This window comes from Commensalibacter intestini A911, from assembly GCF_000231445.1.
In the GTDB taxonomy this organism is placed as follows: Bacteria; Pseudomonadota; Alphaproteobacteria; order Acetobacterales; family Acetobacteraceae; genus Commensalibacter; species Commensalibacter intestini.
On the sequence record NZ_AGFR01000007.1, the window covers coordinates 251897 to 277683 of the forward strand.

General features: G+C 35.1%; 17 protein-coding genes and 1 tRNA gene. 9 read left to right on the forward strand and 9 right to left on the reverse strand.

Features of this window, described 5'->3' with window-relative positions; translation table 11 throughout:
* Positions 1-89: 89 nt before the first annotated feature.
* The 8 genes from queG (at position 90) to CIN_RS06285 (ending at position 9107) form a co-directional block, all read left to right on the forward strand.
* Positions 90-1145, forward strand: coding sequence for a tRNA epoxyqueuosine(34) reductase QueG (gene queG / locus CIN_RS06250; RefSeq protein ID WP_008854223.1), 1056 nt, complete (start codon positions 90-92; stop codon positions 1143-1145).
* Positions 1142-1372, forward strand: coding sequence for a ribbon-helix-helix domain-containing protein (locus tag CIN_RS06255; RefSeq protein WP_040364042.1), 231 nt, complete (start codon positions 1142-1144; stop codon positions 1370-1372). The genes queG and CIN_RS06255 overlap by 4 nt, the downstream gene beginning before the upstream one ends.
* 66 nt (positions 1373-1438) lie before the next feature.
* On the forward strand, positions 1439-2269 hold the full coding sequence (locus tag CIN_RS06260; protein WP_008854225.1) for a TerB family tellurite resistance protein: 831 nt from the start codon (positions 1439-1441) through the stop codon (positions 2267-2269).
* A gap of 362 nt (positions 2270-2631) precedes the next feature.
* Positions 2632-3393 carry an MlaA family lipoprotein gene (locus CIN_RS06265; RefSeq protein WP_040364132.1) on the forward strand — a complete coding sequence of 254 codons (762 nt, stop codon included), beginning with the start codon at positions 2632-2634 and terminating at the stop codon, positions 3391-3393.
* A gap of 15 nt (positions 3394-3408) precedes the next feature.
* Positions 3409-4062, forward strand: coding sequence for an MlaC/ttg2D family ABC transporter substrate-binding protein (locus CIN_RS06270; RefSeq protein ID WP_008854227.1), 654 nt, complete (start codon positions 3409-3411; stop codon positions 4060-4062).
* Positions 4063-4152: 90 nt separating this feature from the next.
* A complete protein-coding gene (gene bluB / locus CIN_RS06275) occupies positions 4153-4794 on the forward strand; it encodes a 5,6-dimethylbenzimidazole synthase (RefSeq protein WP_008854228.1) in 642 nt (213 codons plus the stop codon).
* Between the two features lie 168 nt (positions 4795-4962).
* A complete protein-coding gene (gluP, locus tag CIN_RS06280) occupies positions 4963-6648 on the forward strand; it encodes a glucose/galactose MFS transporter (RefSeq protein WP_040364043.1) in 1686 nt (561 codons plus the stop codon).
* A 467-nt stretch (positions 6649-7115) separates the two neighbouring features.
* Positions 7116-9107: a Hint domain-containing protein gene (locus CIN_RS06285; RefSeq protein WP_008854230.1), complete on the forward strand. Its 1992-nt coding sequence runs from the start codon at positions 7116-7118 to the stop codon at positions 9105-9107.
* Positions 9108-9268: 161 nt separating this feature from the next.
* On the opposite strand, the gene CIN_RS06290 is transcribed toward CIN_RS06285, so the two are convergent.
* Positions 9269-11434, reverse strand: a complete 2166-nt coding sequence (locus tag CIN_RS06290) for a GH39 family glycosyl hydrolase (RefSeq protein ID WP_008854231.1) — start codon at positions 11432-11434, stop codon at positions 9269-9271.
* 245 nt (positions 11435-11679) lie between these two features.
* A complete protein-coding gene (locus tag CIN_RS06295; protein ID WP_008854232.1) occupies positions 11680-13434 on the reverse strand; it encodes a GH39 family glycosyl hydrolase in 1755 nt (584 codons plus the stop codon).
* 703 nt (positions 13435-14137) lie between these two features.
* Here CIN_RS06295 and CIN_RS11445 point away from each other — a divergent pair.
* Entirely contained in the window at positions 14138-18349 is a 4212-nt protein-coding gene (locus CIN_RS11445; RefSeq protein ID WP_050798373.1) for a Hint domain-containing protein, read from the forward strand.
* A gap of 146 nt (positions 18350-18495) precedes the next feature.
* Here CIN_RS11445 and CIN_RS06305 read toward each other — a convergent pair whose 3' ends face one another.
* The 7 genes from CIN_RS06305 to CIN_RS06335 all read right to left on the reverse strand — a co-directional run bounded on the left by CIN_RS06305 (position 18496) and on the right by CIN_RS06335 (position 25715).
* Positions 18496-19914 (reverse strand): NAD(P)/FAD-dependent oxidoreductase, encoded by a 1419-nt coding sequence (locus CIN_RS06305; protein WP_008854234.1) that lies wholly within the window; start codon positions 19912-19914, stop codon positions 18496-18498.
* A 28-nt stretch (positions 19915-19942) separates the two neighbouring features.
* Positions 19943-21310, reverse strand: coding sequence for an APC family permease (locus CIN_RS06310; RefSeq protein WP_008854235.1), 1368 nt, complete (start codon positions 21308-21310; stop codon positions 19943-19945).
* 159 nt (positions 21311-21469) lie between these two features.
* A complete protein-coding gene (locus tag CIN_RS06315) occupies positions 21470-21982 on the reverse strand; it encodes a GNAT family N-acetyltransferase (RefSeq protein ID WP_008854236.1) in 513 nt (170 codons plus the stop codon).
* Positions 21983-22070: 88 nt separating this feature from the next.
* Positions 22071-23750, reverse strand: a complete 1680-nt coding sequence (gene ettA / locus CIN_RS06320; protein ID WP_008854237.1) for an energy-dependent translational throttle protein EttA — start codon at positions 23748-23750, stop codon at positions 22071-22073.
* A 104-nt stretch (positions 23751-23854) separates the two neighbouring features.
* A tRNA-Ile gene (locus tag CIN_RS06325) sits at positions 23855-23928 on the reverse strand.
* A 110-nt stretch (positions 23929-24038) separates the two neighbouring features.
* A complete protein-coding gene (locus CIN_RS06330; RefSeq protein WP_139016963.1) occupies positions 24039-24668 on the reverse strand; it encodes a hypothetical protein in 630 nt (209 codons plus the stop codon).
* A gap of 45 nt (positions 24669-24713) precedes the next feature.
* Complete coding sequence (locus tag CIN_RS06335; RefSeq protein ID WP_040364045.1) at positions 24714-25715, reverse strand: GRP family sugar transporter; 1002 nt, start codon at positions 25713-25715, stop codon at positions 24714-24716.
* Positions 25716-25787: the final 72 nt, after the last annotated feature.

Here is a 25787-nt window from a genome sequence, read left to right on the forward strand (position 1 = left end):
ATTTTAGCAGATGAAAAGCTATTTTATTTCTGATAGATTAACCTTTCGTGAATCACCCTTAATATTATATCTCGATTTGATCCTCCTCAATGCTCCTTGAATCTTTTACCAATCTTATTCGTGATAAAGCTTTTGAACTGGGATTTGATCAGTTTGGGATTTGCAAAGCACAACTTCCTCCTGAAAAAGCAAAACAACTCAACGAATTCCTCGACCATGATCATCATGGAGACATGAAATGGCTACAAGATCGCGCACACCAACGCGCTAGTCCAGACCATTTATGGCCAGAGGTCAAATCTGCTATGATATTGGGGGTAAATTATGGTCCACAAACAGACCCTTTATATAATTTAAAACACTTTGAAACAGGCAATATTTCTGTTTATGCACGGCACAGAGATTATCATGATATTATCAAGGGATGGTTAAAACATTTAGCACAATATTTTATCAAAGAAGCTAAACCGTTTATAACACCAACAGATCAAGTCAAAGTCTTTGTTGATACTGCACCCATTATGGAAAAACCACTAGCTCAACAAGCAGGACTAGGCTGGCAAGGAAAGCATACAAATCTTGTCTCTCGTCAATATGGCAGCTGGTTATTCTTAGGAGAAATCCTAACAACCGTCGAATTACCCCCCTCTAAGTTTTCTAAAAATCATTGTGGCAGCTGCACTCAATGTTTACAAGCATGTCCTACCAACGCCTTCCCTGCACCCTTTCAACTCGATGCAACTCGTTGTATTTCCTATTTAACGATTGAATATAGTGGCAGTATTCCACTAGAATTCAGAAAAGCCATTGGCAACCGTATTTATGGATGTGATGATTGTTTAGCGGTTTGCCCTTGGAATCATTTTGCTCAACATAGTCGCCATTTAAAATTACAGTCACGTAAAGAATTAAATAGCCCTTTGTTACAAGACTTTGCTCTTTTTACAGACGAGACATTTAGACAATTCTTTTCTGGATCTCCCGTCAAACGTATCGGACATCTACGCTTTATCCGTAATGTCTTAATTGCTATCGGCAATTCACAACAAATTTCTTTATTGCCTCATGCACAACATTGGGGAAATCATGATAATCCAATTATTCAAGAAACTGCCCAATGGGCAATCCAGCAGCTAACATCATGACCAATCCTTATTTACAAAAACGTAGTCTACGTCTCTCTGGTCATAAAACCAGTGTTGCTTTAGAGCAAGAATTTTGGTGTGTGCTAGAAAAAATAGCTCAGACAAAAGAAAACTCTTTATCTACTCTAATCACAACCATCGATATGAACAGAGATCCTGATCGCCCCCTTTCATCCGCATTACGATTAGAAGCATTAAAATATATGACTAACCAAGCAAAAATATAAAATTATTGCCTTTTACCCCAGAAACAGTAAACTTAAACTCTATTTTTAATTTTTATTGTTAGTCATATGGCGTTTTTTGGAAAAGTTTTTGGTACTGTCGCTGGTTTTGCCGCAGGAGGCCCAATGGGGGCGTTACTGGGGGCTGCATTAGGACATGCTGCGGATAAAAATACGTTATTAGATCCCCCTCCCGGTGGGTGGGCTGAACAATGGAAACGTAAAATTGCTCCTGATTTTATGGGAGCCGCCAGTTATATCGCCGTTAAAATGGCCGTCAATACAGGCAAAAAAGATCAAGCTTTGGCCTTAGGAATGATCATTTTATCTGCGAAAGTGGCAAAATGTGACGGCCCTGTTAATCGTAAAGAAATTAATACCTTTAAACGCTTTTTTGCCATTCCAGAACCACAACAACGTGCTGTTGGCAATTTATTTGATCAAGCCCGTCAACGTACTGACGACTATCATAAATTTGCAGAAGAGCTTGCTCTTGGATTTAAAGAGGAAAAAAGCAAGTTAGAGAATCTACTTATTTTATTATTCTTAATCGCTAAAGCAGACTTAGAACCTTCTGCCTCTTTACATCCCGAAGAAGAAAAAATCTTACGACATATTCATAAAATTTTTGAACTTTCAAAAACATCATGGGATTATGCCTTAAATGGAGGCATGCCACGCAGCATTGTTGATGAAATTAACCCTTATGAAGCTTTAGAAATCCACAGCAACGCCACCGATGAGGAAGTAAGAAATCAATGGCGTAAACTGGTTAGAGAACATCATCCTGATATGATGGCATCTAAAGGAGCTTCAGAAGCGGAAATGGCAGAGTCCGCAGTTAAAATTGTAAAAATTAACGCTGCTTGGGATTATATCAAACGAAATCGCGGTTTATAAGTTTATAATAAAATTTTATCAAAGATATGATTTTACCTCTTATTTGACAAACCAAATCATCTATGAGTTACGCTGTATATCCTGATTAAAAATGTGATTTTATTACAACATCTTGTAAATATCAGATTATTTTTTATTCTGCTACCAACCTTTTTTCTGTTGTTTAGAAATGAATCTGCTATGGTCAACACGCATTCTGTGTGATGACGCAATATCCATTTATTAAATAAATATTTGAAATATGACTTCATCCATTTTATAAAAATAGTAAATTAATTTAAGGTTACTTGAGGGAGAAACTGAATTTGAACCACGATAATATTTCTTATTCTTTGGAACCTCAATTGAAGAAAAATCAAAAAATGCGTCGTTTCTCTTGTCTTGCATTAGCTGTTGGTTTTACCATTATGACCACTGCTTGTACTGCTCCTGTTCCCAAAGATCCTGAAGCTTTGGCCGAATATAAACGCAACAATGATAAATATGAACCTACAAACCGTGAAATGTATGATTTCACTATGAAAGTAGATAAATATACATTACGTCCTGTTGCAAAAGCCTATGTATGGGCAGTACCTAAACTTGTTCGTAAATCATTAAGCAATATGATCACAACAATGAATGAACCTGTTGTGTTCTTCTCTGATGTTGGTGCAGGAAAACCAAGACGTGCTGGTGATATTTTTGCCAGATGGTGTATCAATATGGTTGCTGGTATCGGTGGTTTTATTGATGTTGCAGATATGGTGGGATATAAACACCATGATACAACTCCTGGTATGACCTTAGCATCATGGGGCGTTAAGTCTGGTCCATATTTATTCGTTCCTTTTATGGGACCATCCAGCTTTCGTGAAGCTGGTGGATCCGTTATTGCTGTTGGACTTTCACCTTGGAACTATGTTCCCAGAGGATATGGCTTGATTACATTTAACTGGGCGTATAATATACTTGGTGTAATTAGTGCTCGGTCTGATTATCTGGACGTTATGGATCAATTACAACGGGATTCTTTGGATCCTTATGCAACGGTTCGTAGCGCATACCAACAACAACAAAGCGCTGAAATCAAAGAACTGATTGATGATCATAGAGCAACCACTCCAGCATGGTATGTTAAATAAGTTAGGAACTCTATAATGAAAACTTCCTTTTGTCGCTTCCTTTTTTCTGCCGTTGCAGTATCTGGCATGCTGTTATCTGGTAATATCGTTTCACATTCTCCTTTTGCTATTTCTGCGGCACAAGCACAAACAACCTATACAACGCCTCAACTTAGTCAATGGCTTGAAACAACAGGCAACAAAATGGTTGCCGTTGTTAACAGCGATGTATCTGCTAAAGAAAAGAAAGCGAAATTTCTATCTGTTCTGAACGAAGATGTTGATGTTGATACGATTGCAAAATTCTGTTTAGGTCGTTTTTGGCGAACTGCTACACCAGACGAACAAAAGAAATATCTTCAACTATTCCACCAAGTATTAATTAACTCTATTACAGATCGTTTAGGTGAATATAAAGGCGTTTCTTTTAATATCGGAAAAACATCTAAAAACGCAGATAATAAATTTACAATTGAAACAGTTTTACACCGCCCAAAACAACCTGATGTTTCTATACAATGGATTATCAGTACCGAAAGTGGCCAACCAAAAGTAGTTGATATTATTGGTGAAAATGCTTCTTTATCTGTAACACAACGTGGTGACTATACCTCTTTTATTGCTAGACATGGAAACAGTGTATCTGCATTAATTGATGCCTTACAACGTCAAATCTCCCGTCATCCATAAAGATGGTTAAGAGATAAAAATCAAAATAACTGTGAACCAGGAGAATTACTTTTCCTGGTTTTTTTATGTTTATATAGTTTTCGAGTTATTATGACCTCTTCTCCACAATTTTCACAAGAATTTATTAATGAACTTAAAACGCTCTTTACTTGGCGCAGAGATGTTAGGCATTTTCAAAGCACTCCTGTGAATGAAAAATTATTAGATCAATTACTCTCTGTCGCTTGCACGGCCCCTTCTGTTGGTCTCAGCCAGCCTTGGCGTTATATCAAGGTAGAAACCCCTACACTACGCCAACAAATTTATAATCTCTTTAAAAATTGTAACAAAGAAGCTGCACAGAATTATACTTCAGATCAATATAAACTTTATTCTAATCTGAAGTTATCGGGTCTAAATGATGCCCCTCACCATATTGCTGTCTTTTCAGAAGAAAACCCGACCCAAGGGAAAGGATTAGGTCGACAGACAATGCCTGAAACAACGGCTTATTCAACCGTCATGTCGATTTTTAGTTTTTGGTTAGCTGCAAGAGCCTATAATATTGGTGTTGGATGGGTTTCTATTTTACCGCCCCACGAAGTCAAATCAATTTTAACCGTCCCAGAACATTGGAACTTTGTCGCATACTTATGCGTTGGCTACCCTCAATTCCAAAATGAAACCCCTGAACTTGAACAAAAAGGATGGGAAAAACGTAATCCATCCAGACATAAATGGATTATAAGATAAAATTAACACAGATCATCTATGTTCATAAAAATAACACATCTCAATGATATAAAAATCTTTTGATTTTTACATTTTTATGTTTTCCTATAATTACCGATCATTGCTTGTTTTAACTTTAAAATAAGCAGATTTCTTTAAATTTTATGATTACATAAAAGTAGGACTGTTATGAATAATACGTCACAGCCGGTCTCTGGTAAAATAGACCCTAAAAGTAATTCATTTACTTACTTCCCCATTGCTCTTGGCGTAATGAGCACAGTGTTTTTCATGTGGGGCTTTTTAACTTGTTTAAATGATATTTTAATTCCACATCTAAAAACAGTTTTTGAATTAAACTATGCCAAAGCAATGTTAATACAATTCACGTTTTTTGGTGCATATTTCCTGATGTCTATCCCAGGAGGAAAGCTTGTTTCTTCATTAGGATATAAAAAAGGGATTGTTACAGGATTAATTATTGCAGCAATCGGTGCTTTTGGTTTCTGGCCTGCTGCGATTTCAACAAACTATTATGTTTTCTTATTAGCTTTGTTCGTCCTTGCAACTGGGATTACAATTCTACAAGTCGCAGCAAATCCTTATGTTACTTTATTAGGCCCTGCAAAAACCAGTTCTAGTCGTTTAAATCTTGCACAAGCTTTAAATTCATTAGGAACAACTATTGCTCCTTACCTAGGTGGGATTTTAATTCTTGTTGGTGCGTCTTATACATTACCTAAAGATGTTGCAACAGCACCTGAAACTGTACAGTTAATCTCAACTTTAGAAAATAAAGCACTTCCAGATATTCAGGCATCATTCGAACAAGCAAAGCCTGAAAGTATCACTTATGCTTTAAAGAATGTTCCTCCTTTTATTTTCAATAAATTACCTCAAGAATTTTTGCTTACTCAAGCAAAAATCTTACCACCTGATATGCTTGGAACAGTGTTAGCGGACATACCAACAGATAAAAAACTTTATGTTCTTAGCCAACTGCCAGCAGATAAAGTTGATCAACTTGCTTCTGAAACATTAGTGCAATCAATGGATAGTTTCCAAACTACAGCACTTAGCGATGATCAAGCCGCTGAATTAAAACAATTTAAAGATACACTCAACCAAGATACTAAAAACAGAATGAAAGCTTATCGTGATAATCAAGCGAAGTCTGTTCAAGTGCCTTATGCAATTTTAGGCGTGATCTTGTTATTATTAGCTGGTTTTGTAGCAATCTTTAAATTACCAGAAAATAAAGAACACCAAAAAACAGAAGCAAACACAACTTATACGTTAAAAGATGTCTTTAAATATCCTCATGCTGTTCTTGGAGCTGTTGGTATTTTCTTCTACGTTGGTGGTGAGGTTTCTGTTGGTAGCTTTATGGTGAACTACCTCACCCTTCCAGATATCGGTCGTATGACAGAGCAAGCAGCTGCACAATATGTAGCATTCTTCTGGGGTGGTGCAATGATTGGTCGTCTCATTGGCTCTGCGTTAATGGTAAAGATCTCTCCTCGTAAACTGCTTTCTATTTGTGCAATTGTAAATATCTGCTTATTAATTACCACAATGAGCACTTCTGGAAGCACAGCAGTTTATTCTATTATTTCCATTGGGTTGTTTAACTCTATTATGTTCCCAACCATTTTCTCTCTTGCAATTACAGGTATGGGACCATTAACAGAACAAGCTTCTAGCTTGGTAGTTATGGCTATCGTTGGTGGTGCAATTATTCCTTTTGCTCAGGGTATTATTGCTGATAGCATTGGTTTACACCATGCGTTCTTATTACCATTGGTATGCTACCTATATATTCTATATTATGGTTTTCATGGTTCAAAACCAACCAGAGTGGTTGTAGAAGAATAATTTCTTTTACAAATTACACTCACTTATTAATACAACGACAATTCATCACAAATAAAAGTGAATTGTCGTTTAGATACGAATCCATTACAATATTTTATAAACACTAAAGCGTTTATATCATCACTTTTTTATAAAAGCTTAGATAGCACTTTAATCCAACAAACAATACGTCTCTCTATTTATCTTTTACAAAAATTTTAAATAAATACATTTTTATAACGTTTATTTCGTATCTATTTTAACTCAAAGCAACCAATAAACTAAATTATTTGCAAATATGTTTTGACTTAAAAATAATTACATATATATATTTCAAATTAATTTTTATTTTTAATAAAATCTAAATTAAAATTTAATATTAAAAAAGTTTAATATTAAACACATGAATTACTAATAACAAAAGCTATTTTAAGAATAGAAATTATACATCTTATTGTTTGTAATAATTTTATAAGGTAGTAATAGTAATGACCCAATGGCATTGGTGGAATCCACAATATATCAATACAAAAGCTGTAAAACAAAGTTTACAGTCTTTCAGAAAAATTGTTGAACCAGCTCCTTCTAAAACAACTGAAATTGATGATACTGTAGTGAATTTCTCTCAAACTGTTTCACTACAAACGAGCACAAGTGTAACCCCTGTATCATTTGCGTTGATAGAAGATGATGCTTTTTCTGAAACTTCATCTAAATACATTATTGAAGATACATTAAATATCGTCAAAAATACTGATAGTAGCTACTCCTTCACACCATCAGGGCATGCAACTGTTTCTAATATTACAATGAAAATAGCTCAGCTCGGAAATGCTCCTATTATTCAAACAGAATCTGGAGGAATTCTAGTTTATAACGATGAAACCAATGCTATTCCTATACCAGAAACAAACTATACACAGCCGATATATATTGCCAAAGGTGCAAGCTTAACACTGTCCAACAACTCAAACACCTTGTCAGACATTTATATTTATAACACAGCAAGTTTGAGCGCAACCAATGGGAATATTGGCAACCTATATGTTGATGACGGTGCTACCGCATACATTGCAGATCCAGCTACTTTAACTGGAACTTTAACATTAAAAAAAGGTGGAATAACTAATATTATCACTTCAACGGGTGGAGCAATCACTATAGAAGGTGCAGATAATACTGGAATTATCATTTCTGGAAAATCTAACACAACTGAAACAACTGTTATATCTAGCACCGATAACTTTGATAGAAATAATAATATTACCCTTGAAGATGTTCAACGCTCTGATATCGCTGGAGTAACATTTGGCGACGCAGACCATATTACCATTACATTAAAAGATGCCTCTTCAATCACCTTAAATATTCCTGATATTGAATCTACAGGTTACACACTCGGTGAGAATGATAATGGCAATATTATCTTTGAAACTAGTTTTTTAACTGGAACTGCGATAACAACACCCACAAGTAATATGAATGTTGAACATATAAAAATCGGAGATATTATTAAGACCTTTAATTGGAAAACAAATAAGAAAAATAAAGCCCGTGTTATTTGGGTTTGTAAAAAACAAATGGTTGTCAAAACACATTTACCAGATGACCTTGCCGGATATCCTGTCCGCATTCTCAAAGATGCAATCTCAACAAATGTACCTAACCAAGACCTATTACTTACACCTGGGCATTGTATATTTTTTGATCAAAAATTTATTCCTGTACGTATGCTCGTAAATGGACGTTCTATCTATTATGATCGCTCAATTACTTCTTATGATTATTACCACATTGAAACAAAAAAACATTCTATTATCTGGGCAAACAATACCTTAACTGAAACTTATCTAGATACAGATAATAAAAACACCTTTAAAAATAATCACAACATTGTTTCATTATTCAATCAAGAAAACAACTTAAATCCAAATGGATCTGCATCATTAAATCTTCAACACAATATGATTGAACCTATCTATAACCAACTAAGCAAAAGAGCTATTTCTAGAAGAATTAAACTAAAAGTTAAAGAACTATCTTTGACCAATGATTCTGAATTCTGTTTAATGACAAAATGTGGAATAGTTATTCAAGCTCATTCTATTAATAATGGAAAATATATATTCTCTATTCCTGAAGATATCCATACAGTTCAACTTCGTTCAAGAACTTATCGTCCTAACGAAACCATTGGTGCATTCATCGATGATAGACGTGAACTTGGCATATTAGTCGGAAGCATATTAATTATTAATAGCAAAGAAATTCATGAAATAACTGACCATTTGTCTAATCAAGATTTAAAAGGATGGGACGTTATAGAACAATCACACTGCCGTTGGACAAATGGACAAGCAACCTTAAATATTCACCAAAACCATTCTCAAAAAAGAATATTAATCGTCAATATTTTGGCTGCAGGTCCTTATATAAATAAAAATCATAGAGAAGTAGTAGTAGAAAAAATAGCTTCATAATCTATAGTCAAAGTTTGTGTAAAGATACATAAGTGCTGTTTCCTATATTTCAAGTAGGAAACAGCACTTTTTTTAATATTTGTGAAATAAATAATAATTTAATAAGATATTAATAAGTTACCTTATAATTCAACACTTATATTCAACAATATTAATCCATTTTACAATGGGGTAAGAGTACAAGTAACTTTTCCGCCGCCAGCCAAATATACAAAAGAAGAACCAATTAATGTACTACCATAACTCTGCAGTATACCTGAAATGAATGGTGTAAAGACAGAGTTTTTATAACTATATTGCGCATCCCCAACCTTAGCGCACCTATTAACTGTTACATCTATTCCGTTACCAGCTGTACAAGAAGATACCCCCTTACTAATAGTAAGTTTATACTGTTGATTAGCAATAAACATATAATTTTGTGGTAAAACCATCCCCAGAGGTGTTCTAATTCCTGCCGCAATAGGTACTTCATATGTCACGCTATTTGTATTACCATTAATAATACCACCACCACCGGTATTACCGCCACTATTGGTTCCACCATTAGGATCAGTAGTATTACCATTCGGTCCAGTTGTAAATTCAACGCTATATAAAGTCACCGTTGATGATCCTGCTCCAGTATCTGTGATATGTAAAATTCCATTAGACATATATGCTGCAATAGAAGAACTCACTTCTTCTGGTGTCATACGATCAAGACGCCCACCCTCTTTAATCCGGTATACCGTAAGAAGATATCCTTGGTAATTACTTCCAATACCATTAATTTGTACGCCTAAACCTGTATTACTTAGTCCATAACTTCTTGATCTTGAAGGAAGGCTGCCAAAGGTTGGAAGATCTGCTACTGTACGATTTTGTTCTACAGCATTATTGGAACTTAATTTTCTAGGGTCACTACCTCCAAACCATTTATTTTTATTTGCTGTACTTGTAAGCTGATTAACTGTTTTACTTGTATCTAAATAATATTGTTTATAATATTGATCTGCAGGAACCTCACCTGTTACAAAACCATAACCAACTTCAAAATTTGCTGCAATAATATTCATCTTATTGCCAGTAGCATTCTCAGCAGCAAGCGTAGTTAAGCCAGTAGAAAAAGTATTACTCTGATTTAAAATATAAGGTGTTTCAAATAATCTTGTAAATAAATTAAAACTTTGAGCTGCATAAGTACAAAACGTTTTCTTTGATGGCTTTAATGGCTGACCATTATCATTAAACATGCCAAAAGAAGAACCATCCCCACGATAGTAATATGCCTTATCTGTTTTACAATATTGCATACCAATCAATGAAGACACAATATAAGCAGCATTTTTAGCTGATTGTACTTTTGAAAACGTATTTACTGTACTAAAAGGAGATGAATTCCATTCAGAACAAATACTTTCAATATTGCTATATCCATATCGATTTAATGCACTTTGAATAGAGTTCCCAATATCAATCACATTTAATGGATCCCCAGTACGATTTCCATAATAATGCCAAGAAAGAAAATCAATAGGAGTACCTGTAGAACGACAATAATTTAATAATCCATCCAGATAAGCTCCACCCGGATTATAACCATTTGCAACACCAGCACCACCAACTTTTGCAGAAGGATCAATAGATTTAATCATTCGTGCAACTTTAGAATAAAACTCATAATAAACTTGTGGATTATTATTATTCCAAAAGAAAGTTAAATCTGGTTCATTCCAAATTTCCCAATAAGTTACTTTTCTTGGAAGCCCAACTGATTGATAATCAATCGCATAACGTTGAACAATTTGACCAACAAGACTAGCGTAAATATCAAAATTTGCAGGTACTTCATAGCCACCATCCAATGTACGACCAACGCGAAAAAATACTTCACGTTGAATATTGCCAGGATTAACAGAAGCAACATTATTTAAAATTTGCTTAAGATAACTATCTGTTGTTGCAAAGTTCGGACTTTGAGATGCAAGAGTCAAATCATTAGCTCTCATTCCTGCTGCTGCATAAGGGAAAATTGTTCTTTTATTAACAAAGTCTGCGATAAATGTTTTTGCTTTTTCTTGAGAAAGCAGCGGAACATTGGGAATTAACTGATTTTGGTTTGAAGAGCGATTAGCAACAAAACCATCATCAATATCTGCAACACCAAAGCAATCATGTAAACGAATATGGGTGATACCCATTTGATTAAATTGATCTTGTAGGTCAGGAAAACCAGGGGCAATAGCAATAGGCATCCCATTGACACCATTAACTTGCTTTAATATGCCACTGGCACCGGCTCCAGAATTTCTGGAACCTTTTGTAATATTAATTGAAAATACCATAGTAAATCTCTATATAAAATTATATTTGATAAAATAAATAAATAATAAAATTGTTTTTTTAAATCTATACTTATTATAATAACATTATTATTTTAATACAGCAAAGATTTATTTGAAATAAATTATTTTAATAAAAAAAATATCAAAGCCTATTTGATTAAGCTCTGATATTTTTATAAATATAAAACACTTATTGTGAATTATTATATTATTAGCCTTAACTCAATAGCTAGTAAGTCATCTAACTAACTTGTAAATTCAATCGTATACAAAGTAACCGTTGATAACGTAGCCCCTGTATCCGTAATCGTTAAAGTGCCATTAGACATTGATACAGAAATAGAAGATGTAACCTCTTCTGGTGTCATACGGTCAAGACGACCATTCTCTCTAATACGATATGCAGTCAGTGTATATCCTTTATAACTACTAGCGATATTAGTAATTTTTAACCCAATACCAGTATTACTTTGGGTATAAGTTCTTATTCTAGAACGTAAACTTCCATTAACCGGAATTTGTGTTACAGTCGATCGTTGCGCTACAGTATTATTATAAGTAATATTACTTGGATCTTTACCACCGAACCATTCATTCTTACTCCAATCATCATTGAGTTGATTAACAGTTCTATTGCTATCTAAATAATGTTGTTGATAAACATTAGTAGGTTTTACCACACCATTTACAAAACTGTAATTAACTTGATAATTCGCTGCAAGAATATTCATTTTGTTCCCTGCACCATTTTCAGCAGCTAAGGTAATTAAACCAGTATTAAATGTATTACTCTGATTTAAAATATAAGGTGTTTCAAATAATCTTGTAAATAAATTAAAACTTTGCGCCGCATAAGTACAGAACGTTTTGTAAGCTTTATTATTGGGTTGAGGATTATCATTAAACATTCCAAAAGAGGATGCATCTCCACGATAATAATAAGCCTTATCCGTTTTACAATATTGCATACAAATTAATGTTGATGCAATATAAGCCGCATTTGTTGCAGATTGAACATTCGACATCGTATACAGCTTCCCAAATGGAGAAGAATTCCACTCAGTACAAAGACTTTCAATATTACCATATCCATATTTATTTAATGAAGTTTGAATAGCGTTCCCTACATCAATAACATTTTGTGGATCAGCAGTAATGTTGCCATAATAATGCCAAGAAAGGAAATCAATTGGCGTATTTGTGGTTTTACAATAATTTAATAATCCATCAAGATAAGCTCCACCTGGATTATAACCATTGGCAACACCGCAGCCACCAACTTTTGCAGATGGATCGATTGATTTAATCATGCGTGCAACTTTAGCATAGAACTCATAATAGACTTGTGGATTATTATTATTCCAGAAGAAAGTTAAGTCTGGTTCGTTCCAGATTTCCCAATAAGTTATTTTTCTTGGCAAACCAACAGCTTGATAATTAACACCATAACGCCTAACAACCTCACCTACTAACGCCGCATAAATATCAAAATTTGCAGGCACCTCATAGCCACCATCTAATGTACGGCCAACACGAAATAAAACATCTCTCTGAATATTTCCCGGATTAACAGAAGCATCATTATCTAAAATCCGTTTAAGATAACTATCTGTTGGTTCAAAATTTGCATTCTGAGAAGCAAGAGCCAAATTATTAGCTTTCATTCCAGCTGCAGCATAAGGAAAAATTGTTCTTTTATTAACAAAATCCGCAATAAAAGTTTTAGCTTTTGATTGAGAAGCTGTTGGAACGTTTACCATTAACTGATTTTGGTTCGTACCTCTATTAGCAACGAAGCCATCATCAATGTCCCCAATACCAAAACCATCATGCAAACGAATATGAGTAATACCCATTTGATTAAACTGATCTTGTAAGTCAGGAAAACCTGGCGCAATTGAAATTGGAATTCCATTGACGCCATTAACTTGTTTTAATATGCCACTGGCACCGGCCCCAGAATTTCTGGAACCTTTTATAATATTAATTGAAAATACCATAGTGAATCTTTTTATAAATTAATTAATTCAAATAAAATATAAATAATAAAATTAATTTTTAATATTTATAATTTAAATTATAACATAATTAATTTGAATTTAAAATAATTCAACAATATATACATTAACAAATATTTATAATTAATATTTACTAAATAAACTATACTTTAAATATGCGCAGATTACATGTGGTAATTTTTATTATAGTAAATAAACATCAATTGAATTATAGGCAGTTGCAATATCATTGCCCTAAAAATAATTAAATAAATTTTTTCTAAATTTCCAATAAGTTACTTTTCTTGAAAGACCAAACGACTGACAGTCAATTACATAATGTTTAACGATACTTTCAACAAAAATAGTAGAAAGATCAAAATTAGCATTTCACTGATACCATTAACTTTAAGACACCACCTTCATCAACTAAAAGCATTCCTTGAGTCTTTTATAATATTCAGAGATTACTACCGTAATTCTTGACATAAAATTACTCTTAATAAATAAAATTTTAATCATTAACTATTTTTTACTTGAAATATTTCTTTCAAAACAAATTACATGCATAATCATTGCAAAATTAAAAAAATTTCGAAATAATATTAATTTCGGTTTATGAAATATGAAAAATACTCTATAGTCGAAATGAAATAGACCGAATTACCTCAAATCAATTCGATTATACGTACGAAAGTTAATATCTATGCCAACTATCAGTTCGATTCTGAATGGAATAACTCAAAATACTTTAACATATAATACTAGTGGTGATTCCATCACTGTTTATGGTCAAGCCAACAACTTTACAATAGCCAATGCCGCTGTCTTAAATGTGCTGTATGGCGGCGCAACTTCTGGCACCAATGTTCAAGCACAATCAATTGAAAATGTTTATACTTATGGTTCTGCAATTGCAACAGTTGTAAACAATGGTGGCATTCAAAATGTTGTCGATAATGGATCTACCACTTCTACTATTGTAAACAATGGTGGTCTTCAAAAGATTCATGATAATGCTTCTGCTTACGTTACCATATTAAATAGTGGTGGAGTACAAAGTATATATAATGGTGGCTCTGCTTTTTATACAACAGTTCATTCTGGTGGTTATATAACTACCACTCAAAATGGTGTGTCTTTTCAGCCATATATTGAAAGTAATGGTTATGAAGATGTCGGTTATAATAGAATGACCAAGGTATCTAATGTTGGTTCTTCTATTAGTGCTCAGCTTTATGGTGGTTCTCAATATGTTTACTCTGGAAGTATAGCATCAGCAACAACCGTTTTTAATAATGGTTCTAGCTATATTCTTGCAGGCGGTTCAGCATTTAATACTATTGTTAATTCTGGTGGGTTCCAGCTTGTTGCCGGCTCCACAACCAGCACGACTTTAAACGATACCGGAGTGCTAAATGTTATATACGGCGGTATCACCTCTCATACCAATGTTAAAGGCAAATCTGCAGAAAATGTTTTTAATCAAGGCTCTGCTACAGGTACAATAGTAAGCAATAATGGTGCTCAAAATGTTTATGATAATGGATCTACAACATCCACTATTGTAAATAATAGTGCTTCTCAAAATATTCATAATAATGGTTCTGCATACGTTACAGTTTTAAATAGTGGCGGTGTGCAAAATATATATGATGGCGGTTCTGCTTTTTATACAACAGTAAAATCTGGTGGATATGTTGCAGCTATACAAAAAGGTTTATCTTTTCAAGCTTATATCGAAAGTGGTGGCTATGAAGATATCGGTTATAACAAAATTACCAATTCATCTGGCACAGGTTCTTCGGTTAGCGCACAACTTTATGGTGGCTCTCAATATGTTTACTCTGGCAGTGTAGAATCTGCAGCAACAATATTTAATGGTGGTACTAGTTATATTCTTACAGGTGGTTCCGCTGTTAGTACTATTATTTATTCTGGAGGTTCACAAAGTGTAAATGGTGTAAATGCCATTGCTAGCAATACCACTTTAAGTAATACAGCAATATTAAATGTAGCAAATGGTGGTATTACATCTGGCACCACTATTCAAACTAGCTCAGTTGAAAATATTTTGGGTAATGGTTCAGCTATTAGCACTCTTGTTAATTCGGGAGGCTCACAAATTATCTCTGGTTCCACAAATAGTTTTGGATCAGCAACAGGAACAATTATTCAAGGAGGCGGTCAACAAACTATTTATGATTGGGGACGTGCTGGTGGTATAACATTATCTGGAGGAACCATTAATATTAGTGCTGGTGGTGGTATTAATGATAATGTAAATTTTGCTTCAGGTGGAACCATTAATGTTTACTCTGGAGCTGGTGTTTCTACTCAAATTACCAGTGGTGGTAAAGAATATATCTATAGTGGTGGTATCGCGAATAACACGCTTGTAGATAATGCTAGCCAAGTGGTATTAAATGGTGGTCAAATTAATAGTACTACCATTAGCGACAATGGTACTGTCGATGTTAGCGCAGGTGGTATTGCTAGTAATGTAATTGTTAATAGTGCCGGTATCCTCCGCATTTCAAATGGAACTGTAAATACAATTACGGTTAATAATAATGGTATCACTGTTGTTAATGGCGGAAGTGTTAATAACAATACTGTTCAATATGGTGGTATTTTCAATATCACTGATGGAGTATTAGGAGACACAACTGTAAATTCTGGAGGAGCCATACTTATATCAATAGATACTGTAGATGTAGAGGGCAATGTTAGCATTAAAACAGGTGCTTTTATAAATGATCGTGAAGCTCTTGAAGACATCACTATTAATGGTGCGTCAAAAATGAATTTAACAGCTTTATTAAATGATCCTACATTATTCGCCACTACAGATGCATCTAAGGCAATAGCAGATAAGACGGCAACAAATAAGGAGGCAACAGTGAATCTTGATACAAATAAAACTCAGAATTCTTCTAGTAGTGTAAATACAAATAAAAAAACAAATAGTTTAAAAGATTTACTAAATAATCCAAACTATTTTGCTCCAGTTACTGTTACTCCACAAGCCACTTCATTACAAACAAGAGATTTTGTAGCACCAGAAACATTGTCAGTTACTACAACAGATTACCCAACGACAGATGGTGATGGAAATCCAATTACTGATGTAACACCAGTTACAGACACTACGGCAAGCACTGAGCTTCAAGTCTGGACTTATAAACTAGCCAGTGGTTATGGCAGAACGTCTTTTGTACCTCCAGGTCATGCGGACACTGATCGTATTTGGGGTATACAATTATATACTGCTACGGATGGCGGTGTAATTTCTACTGTTTCTAGTTTAATAGCAGGAACAGGCAGTTATGGAAGGTTAACAGGTAAAAAGTTCTCTAAACCTGTCTATGCAGCAGAAGGCGCTACAATTACAACAGAACAGAATTTTACTGAAGCAAGCAATGTTTATATTTACGACAATGCAACGTTACAAGCCACACAAGGAGCTATTGATAATCTATATGTTGATGATGGTGGAACAGCGAATTTTTCTGATACAGCCACAGTAGGAACCTTAACATTAGAAAGTGGAGGAAAAGCAAATATTACTACCTCAACAGGAGGAATAATTAGTCTAGAAGGAACAGATAATACTGGACTAGTTATCTCTGGAAAGGCTAGTGCTGGAGGAACAACAATCGCCTCTACTATCGATAACTTTGATGGAAACGATAGCATTACCCTTAAAGATGTTCAACGCAGTAATGTAGCTGGGGTAACATTTGGCGATGCAGATCATATTACCATTACATTAAACGATGGCTCTTCAATAACCTTAAATATTCCTGGTATTGAATCTACAGGTTACACACTCGGCGAGAATAGTGATGGTAATGTTGTCTTTGAAACCTGCTTCTTGACTGGAACATTAATTGCAATGATTTCTGGTATGACAAATGTTGAAAATATTCAAGTTGGGGAGATTATTGAAACTTTTGATTGGAAAACAAATCAAACAATCAATACTCCTGTTATTTGGGTTGGGCATAAACATATGACAGTAAAAACATATTTGCCAGATGATCTTGCAGGATATCCTGTTCGCGTTCTTAAAAATGCAATTTCAGAAAATGTTCCAAATGAAGACCTTTTAATTACACCAGAACATTGCTTATTCTTTAACGGGAATTTTATACCTGCACGTATGCTCGTGAATGGACGTTCTATCTATTATGATCGTTCAATTACTTCTTATGATTACTATCATATTGAAACTGAAGCACATTCTGTTATCTGGGCAAATAATACCTTAACTGAAACTTATCTGGATACAGGTAATAGAAATACTTTTGAAAATAATCATAAAGTTATTTCATTATTTAATCAGGCAAAAAGTTGGGATCAAGATGGAGCGGCACCATTAAATGTTCAACGTCATGTTGTCGAACCTATCTATAACCAATTAAATAACAATGCTATTGATAAAAATCTTGAATTAAAAACTGAAGAATTATCTTTAACTAATAATCCTGAATTCTGTTTAATGACAGAATGTGGAACAACTATTCCAGCACATTCTATTAATAATGGAAGATATATTTTCCCTATTCCTGAAGATATTCATACAGTTCAACTTTGCTCAAGAACTTATCGCCCCAACGAAACCATCGGTGCATTTATAGATGATAGACGTGAACTTGGCATATTAGTCGGAAGCATCTTAATCATCGGCCATAATGTATTTCATGCAATAACCGATCATTTATCTAATCCAAACTTAAAAGGATGGGACGCAATAGAAGAATCATCTTGCCGTTGGACAAATGGACAAGCAACCTTAAATATTCACCAAAATCATTCTCAAAAAAGAGTGTTAATCGTTAATATTTTGGCTGCAGGTCCTTATATAAATAAAAATAATAGAGAAGAAGTAGTAGTAGAAAAAATAGCTTCATAATCTATAGTCAAAGTTTGTATAAAAATAGATAAGTGCTGTTTCCTATATTTCAAGTAGGAAACAGCACTTTTTTTAATATCTATAAAAAAAGCTTTAATACCAGTTCGGTATTAAAGCTTTTTTATGCACTTATTATATTGAATCAATTAAAATGAAATCATTTTGCCTGGTGTAATCATGCCTTGTAACCCAAGTAAAGATTTTGCCAATGGAATAGCTACTGGAGAAAGTTGTCTACCTAGCAAAATAGAGCGATGTTCGATAGCCGCTAGCATTGCAAAATCATCATTATTCTTCAAAATATCATCTCTGATTGATTTACCAATACGAACCGTTTGCGCAATACCATGACCACTCCAGCCACTGACTGCATAAACAGGCACTGTTTTTTCAATCTTACGACAATCTGTTGCACCATTTAACGTTAAATCAGTCGTACCACTCCACGCAAATTCAAATTTTAGATCTTTTCGTTCAGGGAAAACGGTTTCTAAACGAGAAGTTAAATAACTAATCGTTTTTTCTTCATTCCAACGCGTCCCTGTTCCCTGTCCACCAAACAAAATTCTTTGTTTTTTAACAGGACGATAATAATCAATTTGGAATTGTGTATCATAAACTGCCAAATCCGTTGGCAATAATGTTTCTGTCCCGCCTTCTACAGGATTAGTCACCGCAACATAAGTATAAAACGGAATGGTTGAATCAGATTCAGAAAGAAGTTTAAACGTAGAATCATGCACAGCAAGCACAATCCCCTTCTTCGCCAACACACTTCCTGACTCTGTTCTTACTCTGGTGCCATTCGGCGTTTCTTCTATTTCTAGAACTTCACTATCTTCGAAAACATGGCCACCGTTTTTAATAAAACCATAAATCATTCCACGAACTAACGCCAATGAGTGAATTTGGCCACCCATACTATCTAAGGCACCACCGTGATAAAGGTCAGAGTTAATATGCTCTCTAATTTCATACTCACCCAACATCGTCACAGAATCATCACCAAGATGTCTACGCGCATCAGCCCCCTTAACCAATGCACCAATATGACCAGGGTGAATAGCCGCTGTTAAATGACCCTTGCGCATATCAACTGCTAAATCATACTTACTAACGATTTCTCTGATTAAATCAAAACACTCAATAGAGGTAAAACGCCACAAACGACAAGCTTCATCATAATCAAAATTTTCAATCATGGTTTCAGCTTCCCAACGGGCTAATCCTGGGGTTAACTGTCCACCATTACGACCTGATGCGGCTGAACCTACACGATTTTTTTCTAACAAAATTGTATCTACACCAGATTCAGACAGATGTAATGCTGTTGATGCGCCCAGCAACCCACCTCCAATAACCACAACATCACAAGTGGTTTCTTCTTCTAACTTAGGAAAACCAGACCAGGTGGATAAAGTTGCTTCGTAATAGTTTGCTGGATGTTCAGGCTTTTGATCACCATCCACCCAATTCCAATCTTCTTGCTTTTCTGTATTATTCGTTGGAACAACCAAAGCATCATCAATTAATACTGGTTTTTCAATTTTTTGTTTTGACGGCATTTACTATATACTCGATTTGTAACATTGATTAAAGGGTAAGGGCATCTTCTTCTTTTTGTAAGAATGTTTGTTCATCTTTAACAAAAAGTGATTTTTGATATTTTTTTAAATAAAGAAGATAAAGTAATCCCAAAAATGTCCATGATAGACCACATATAAATGAATCTGCTTGTAGATTCAACCACATATAAGCAACTGTAATTAACCCCAATACTGGAAACACAATATTTAGTATAATTTCTTTAGGAGTTTTGATTTGTTTTTTATAATAAACAAACATCACTAAAATACAGATATTCACCGCACTAAAAGCAATCATCGCCCCGAAATTCACAAATGAAACAGCAGTATCTAAATTACAAAAAATAGCTGCTAAAGATAAGAAACCTACAAGCAACACACAAAAATATGGAGAATGATATTTAGGGTGCACATATCTAAAGATTTGCCCTGGGATAAAGCGAGCAATCCCCATGATATATAATAATCTTGCTGCACTGGCATGAGAAGCTAACGCTGAAGCAAACGTATTGACTAACATTGCAATCATAAAGAATTTCTCAAAAATCGCACCACCAACATAAAAGGCAATTTCGGGAGAAGAGGAATCTTTATAATTTTTCAATAACTCATTCGTTGGATAATATAACTGAATAAACCAAGCACTAATAAAGAAAATAATCCCACCAGCTAACACAGTAATCATAATTGCTTGAGGAATAGTCTTTTTTGAGTCTTTTGTTTCGCTAGCCAATGTAGAGACGGCATCAAACCCTAAGAACGAAAAGCATAAAACCGCAGCACCACCGACCAAAGGTCCTAAACTATTATCTCCATTAAATAAAGGTTTCGTATTCAATAAGGCCGCATACCCTCCGCCTAATTTAATATGAATGACCAAATAGATAAAATAGACTGTTAAGATTAAAGGCACGCCAACAAAAATGAAATTCATATTGGCCAATAAACTGACATTCCGAGAGTTTATGTAGGTAACAATCGCTACATAGACAGCAATCAGTATCCATTTGGGAATATCTGGAAATAATGCACTTAAATATGCTCCTGATAACAAGGCATTAATCATCGGTAAGAGCATATAATCCTGCAAAGTCGCCCATCCAACAATAAACCCACTTTCTTTACCACAGATTTTACCTGTATAGGTGAATGCAGAACCAGACTCAGGAAAAGTCGCAGCTAAGCGACTATAGCTCATAGCCGTTAACAAAATTGCCACCAACGTTAATAAATACGCCAATGGAACGCGACCATTTGTACGTTCAGAAACGATTCCAAATGTATCAAACACAGTCATTGGTGTTAAATATGCAACACCGATAATAACAACTTGCCATAAAGATAGCAGCTTTACAGTCTTTTTCAATTGATCCATTAATTACATCTTTATCTTCTCGAAAATTTATAATAAGCTTCGCAAATTAATTACTTTTATTGCATTTTAAGTAATTAATTTTAAAATAAACTCCATCATATGCAATTTATGCAAAAAAAATCAAGAATAAGATTAAGAATGATAATAACTTTTGATTGATTAAACACTTTTACTGACATAAGTCAGCATCTTGTTTTCATTCCGAATGAATTTTTCCTCGATAATCATTCCAATTCCTCCTAATACTCGACGAGATGGAATATTATCTTCTTTGGAAACCGCAACAATTCGATCATGTCCACGTGCATGTGCTTCCATTAAGACCGCATAAGCTGCTTCACGCGCATATCCCCTGCCCTGAGCCCATGGCCATAAAGAAAAACGCAACGCATATCCTCTACCATCTTGCCGATGATGTATTCCTGTGATGCCTAAAAATTGTGAGTGACCAAATTGAGCGTTTTCATGCACTGTATACATTCCAATACGATGACATCCCCAATAAACAGTATCTGCTCCCATTTCTATCTCGGCTTGCAAACGCGTTCTAACACCACCCAACATATGACCAAAAGCTTGACTATCGGTTTTTAAAGAAACCACATCCTCAAGATCTTGCCATCCAATCGGAGATAAAATTAATCGCGGTGTGTATAATAAAGACGAAATCACAGATTTTATTCAATCACTATAAATGAAAACACCCATCTCATTAATGTATGAAATGGGTGTATCTATTCCACTAAAGCAGAATTAAAACTTATCGTGAAATAGGTTTGTATTTAATACGACTTGGTTCAGTTGCATCTGGGCCAAGACGACGGCGTTTGTCCGCTTCATAAGCTTCAAAGTTTCCTTCGAACCATTCAACGTGACTATCCCCTTCAAAAGCCAAAATATGCGTTGCCAAGCGATCCAAGAACCATCTATCATGGCTGATGACCACTGCACAACCTGCAAATTCTTCTAATGCTTCTTCCAATACGCGCAATGTGTCCAAATCCAAATCGTTGGTTGGTTCATCCAACAACAAAACATTGCTTTCTTTTTTTAACATTTTAGCCATGTGAACACGATTACGTTCACCACCAGAAAGAATACCAACTTTCTTTTGTTGATCTGATCCTTTGAAGTTAAACGCACCCACATACGCACGAGAGGCAATAGAGCGTTTACCAAAGTAAATCACATCGGTTCCACCAGAGATTTCTTCCCATACGGTTTTATTTGGATCTAAATCATCACGAGACTGATCAACATATCCAAGTTGAACTGTTTCACCGATACGGATATCCCCTTGATCTGGCTTATCTGCACCTGTGATCATTTTAAACAAGGTAGACTTCCCTGCACCATTCGGGCCGATAACACCAACGATCCCTCCAGGTGGAAGTTTAAAGTTCAACCCATCAATTAACAAACGATCATTAAATCCTTTGCTAAGATTTTCTGCTTCAATAACCACACTTCCCAAACGAGGGCCTGGTGCGATATTAATTTCTGTTGTTCCACCAACTTTTTCTTGGTTTTGAGCCAACATTTCTTCATATTTTGCAATACGTGCCTGACTTTTGGCTTGTCTTGCTTTTGGAGAAGCACTGATCCATTGTTGTTCAGCAGCCAACGCACGTTGACGCGCACTTTCTTCTTTTTCTTCCTGAGCCAAACGTTTACGTTTTTGACCTAACCATGAAGAGTAATTTCCTTCGAATGGATAGCCACGTCCACGCTCAATTTCCAAGATCCAGTTGGTAACATTATCCAAGAAATAACGATCATGGGTAATTAAAATCACTGTGCCTGTATATTCACGTAAAGTTTGTTCAAGCCAAGCAACACTTTCTGCATCCAAATGGTTGGTTGGTTCATCCAATAATAAGATATCTGGTTTTTCAAGCAACAAACGACAAAGTGCTACGCGACGACGTTCACCCCCAGAAAGTTTTTCAACATTCATATTCGCAGGCGGACAACGTAATGCATCTAATGCAATTTCAATTTGGCGATCTAAATCCCAACCATTTCCAGCATCAATGACTTCTTGTAGTTCTGCTTGTTCAGCAAGCAGTGCTGTCATTTCATCATCATCCATCGGTTCTGCGAACTTCATAGAGATTTCATTGAAACGATCTACGGCTTTCTTTAGAGGGCCAAAGCCTTCAGCAACATTTTCACCGACATTTTTTGTATTATCTAATTGAGGCTCTTGCTCTAAGTAACCGACTTTAATGCCATCGGCTGCCCATGCTTCACCACCAAATTCTTTATCTTTACCCGCGATGATTTTTAAAAGGGTTGATTTACCCGCACCATTCACCCCAAGCACACCAATTTTTACGCCTGGTAAAAAGGATAATGTAATCCCTTTAAAGACTTCGCGCCCACCAGGATAAGCCTTGGTCAAATCTTTCATTACATAAACATACTGAGGCCCAGCCATCGTCGAGAAGCTCCTTCAAAAAATCCATCAAACATATACTATAGGGGGAAATTATGCCCGCCTAATTCTTTGCTTCAGGCGAAATCATATCATTAAAAAGCGTCTGCGCCCGGCAGGACTTGAACCTGCAACCAGACCGTTATGAGCGGCCGGCTCTAACCAGTTGAGCTACAGGCGCATAAACGCTTCTTCTATTTGCCGTAAAATGATCTTTTTTGCAAGGTTTTTTTTGCTAAAAAAAGAAAAATTTTAGAATTTTTTATCTCCAAATTATACGCGATAGGTCAATCAATATACAATGACAGGACGATCTTTCTTTTTTAAAATATGTCCTAATCGAAGCCCTTTTTTCTTAGTTATAATAACCTGAGATTCTAAATCAAATATTTTAGCTTCAAATTTACAATTTTTATAATAGCCAATAGGCTCGCTAGATCCTTGATAATAAGCTTCTTTATCTATTGAAACAATATACAAAAACTGATTAGCTTTAACGTCATGAAAGTTTTCTTTAATTTCATTCCGCCACTCTCCTTTTGCAAGAAGTAATTCGCTGTGTGCAGGTAAAACAGTTAACTTATGGGCCAGATCTGGATTTGCTAAAGGACGGCCAGAGGCACGTCCGATCTTTTCTCCTGTTTTAATATTTTTAGATATTCCCCATATCCTTGAATCTTTAATAGCGTCTAAAGGAATCTCTAAATTAACATCTGAGGTATTAACAATTTTAGTATAAATAAAAAAAGGGTTTTCTCCTGTAAAAATACAACTTGAGCTAGTTGGACAATACGTTTCTAGTTTCAGGAGACTATTCTCATTACTGGCCTCTTGAGCTTGACTACTATTTATCAACACAATCCCAAGAACTAATAAAAACACTAACCTCACAAATCTAGAAAATATAAGAATATTTGTCATTTTACCCATTACAGTGTCAGAGATTTAAATAACATAACTTAAAAATCAAATCGTATTCGCTAGAATAATAGATGCAATCCCAACAACATAAAAAATAAACATCGTTAAAATGAGTTTATTGGTTCCTTTTGGAGCATTCGCGAATTCTTTCCAGATAAAGACACCCCAAATCACGGCAATCATGGTTGCACCTTGTCCTAATCCATATGAAATCGCATAGCCTGCTTGATTGGACGCAAGGATGCTAAAGCTCATCCCGACACTCCAAATCACACCACCTAAAATCCCCGCAAGATGTTCTTTGCTGGTTCCTTGGAAATATTGCCCACCGTGAATAGCTTCTCCTGAAATTGGCTTTTTCATCATAACCACATTCCAAATAAAGCTAGAGAAAAATACACCCAAAGAAAAGAACACTAAAGCCGTATATGGTGTCAGCAATCCAGCTTCTGGATGAGAAAAATCAACAGACATAGAGCTGGCAACAAAGCGATAGAACCATCCCATAATAATCCCTGCAAAAATTGCGGCAATCAGACCTTTTCCTTTTTCAAGTTGAGCAATTTTTAATCGACCATAAGCCATCGCTGTTAAGATAATTGCAACGACAATACAAGCAACTCCAGAAAACAAAATGATAGGATTACCTTTTGGAACGCCAATATAGTTGACGATAACTCCTAAGACCAGAGCAATCCCGACACCTACTGGAAAAGCCACTGCCATACCAGCCAGATCAATCGCTGCGACTAACAAGACATTCCCTAGGTTAAAAATAATCCCACCGAGAAAGGCCATAAATAATGCATATAATGATGCTTGACCTAAATCTTGTAAGAAACTTCGCCCTTCACTGCCAAAAGATCCTAATGTAAATGCAAATAGAACTGAGAAAAGAACAATACCAAGACAATAGTCCCAATAATAAAGTTGGAATGGCCATTTCTTACCATCAACAAGCTTGGTCGTATTCGCCCAAGACCCCCAACAAACCATTGTAATCAGACACATTAAAACAGACAAAAAGTAATCATGTATTACAATCATTTTCTCACCTATAATATAAAGGAATTGCAACGCGTTATTTGGCTCAAATAACCACTATTATAAGTAGTATAA

Bases quoted from the DNA above. Each gene is read 5' to 3' on its own strand.
- CIN_RS06330 (WP_139016963.1), bottom strand. From the start codon at position 24,668: ATGACAAATATTCTTATATTTTCTAGATTTGTGAGGTTAGTGTTTTTA.
- CIN_RS06260 (WP_008854225.1), top strand. From the start codon at position 1,439: ATGGCGTTTTTTGGAAAAGTTTTTGGTACTGTCGCTGGTTTTGCCGCA.
- bluB (WP_008854228.1), top strand. From the start codon at position 4,153: ATGACCTCTTCTCCACAATTTTCACAAGAATTTATTAATGAACTTAAA.
- CIN_RS06335 (WP_040364045.1), bottom strand. From the start codon at position 25,715: ATGATTGTAATACATGATTACTTTTTGTCTGTTTTAATGTGTCTGATT.
- CIN_RS06265 (WP_040364132.1), top strand. From the start codon at position 2,632: ATGCGTCGTTTCTCTTGTCTTGCATTAGCTGTTGGTTTTACCATTATG.
- queG (WP_008854223.1), top strand. From the start codon at position 90: ATGCTCCTTGAATCTTTTACCAATCTTATTCGTGATAAAGCTTTTGAA.
- CIN_RS06290 (WP_008854231.1), bottom strand. From the start codon at position 11,434: ATGGTATTTTCAATTAATATTACAAAAGGTTCCAGAAATTCTGGAGCC.
- CIN_RS06270 (WP_008854227.1), top strand. From the start codon at position 3,409: ATGAAAACTTCCTTTTGTCGCTTCCTTTTTTCTGCCGTTGCAGTATCT.
- CIN_RS11445 (WP_050798373.1), top strand. From the start codon at position 14,138: ATGCCAACTATCAGTTCGATTCTGAATGGAATAACTCAAAATACTTTA.
- gluP (WP_040364043.1), top strand. From the start codon at position 4,963: ATGAATAATACGTCACAGCCGGTCTCTGGTAAAATAGACCCTAAAAGT.
- CIN_RS06305 (WP_008854234.1), bottom strand. From the start codon at position 19,914: ATGCCGTCAAAACAAAAAATTGAAAAACCAGTATTAATTGATGATGCT.
- ettA (WP_008854237.1), bottom strand. From the start codon at position 23,750: ATGGCTGGGCCTCAGTATGTTTATGTAATGAAAGATTTGACCAAGGCT.
- CIN_RS06285 (WP_008854230.1), top strand. From the start codon at position 7,116: ATGACCCAATGGCATTGGTGGAATCCACAATATATCAATACAAAAGCT.
- CIN_RS06255 (WP_040364042.1), top strand. From the start codon at position 1,142: ATGACCAATCCTTATTTACAAAAACGTAGTCTACGTCTCTCTGGTCAT.
- CIN_RS06295 (WP_008854232.1), bottom strand. From the start codon at position 13,434: ATGGTATTTTCAATTAATATTATAAAAGGTTCCAGAAATTCTGGGGCC.
- CIN_RS06310 (WP_008854235.1), bottom strand. From the start codon at position 21,310: ATGGATCAATTGAAAAAGACTGTAAAGCTGCTATCTTTATGGCAAGTT.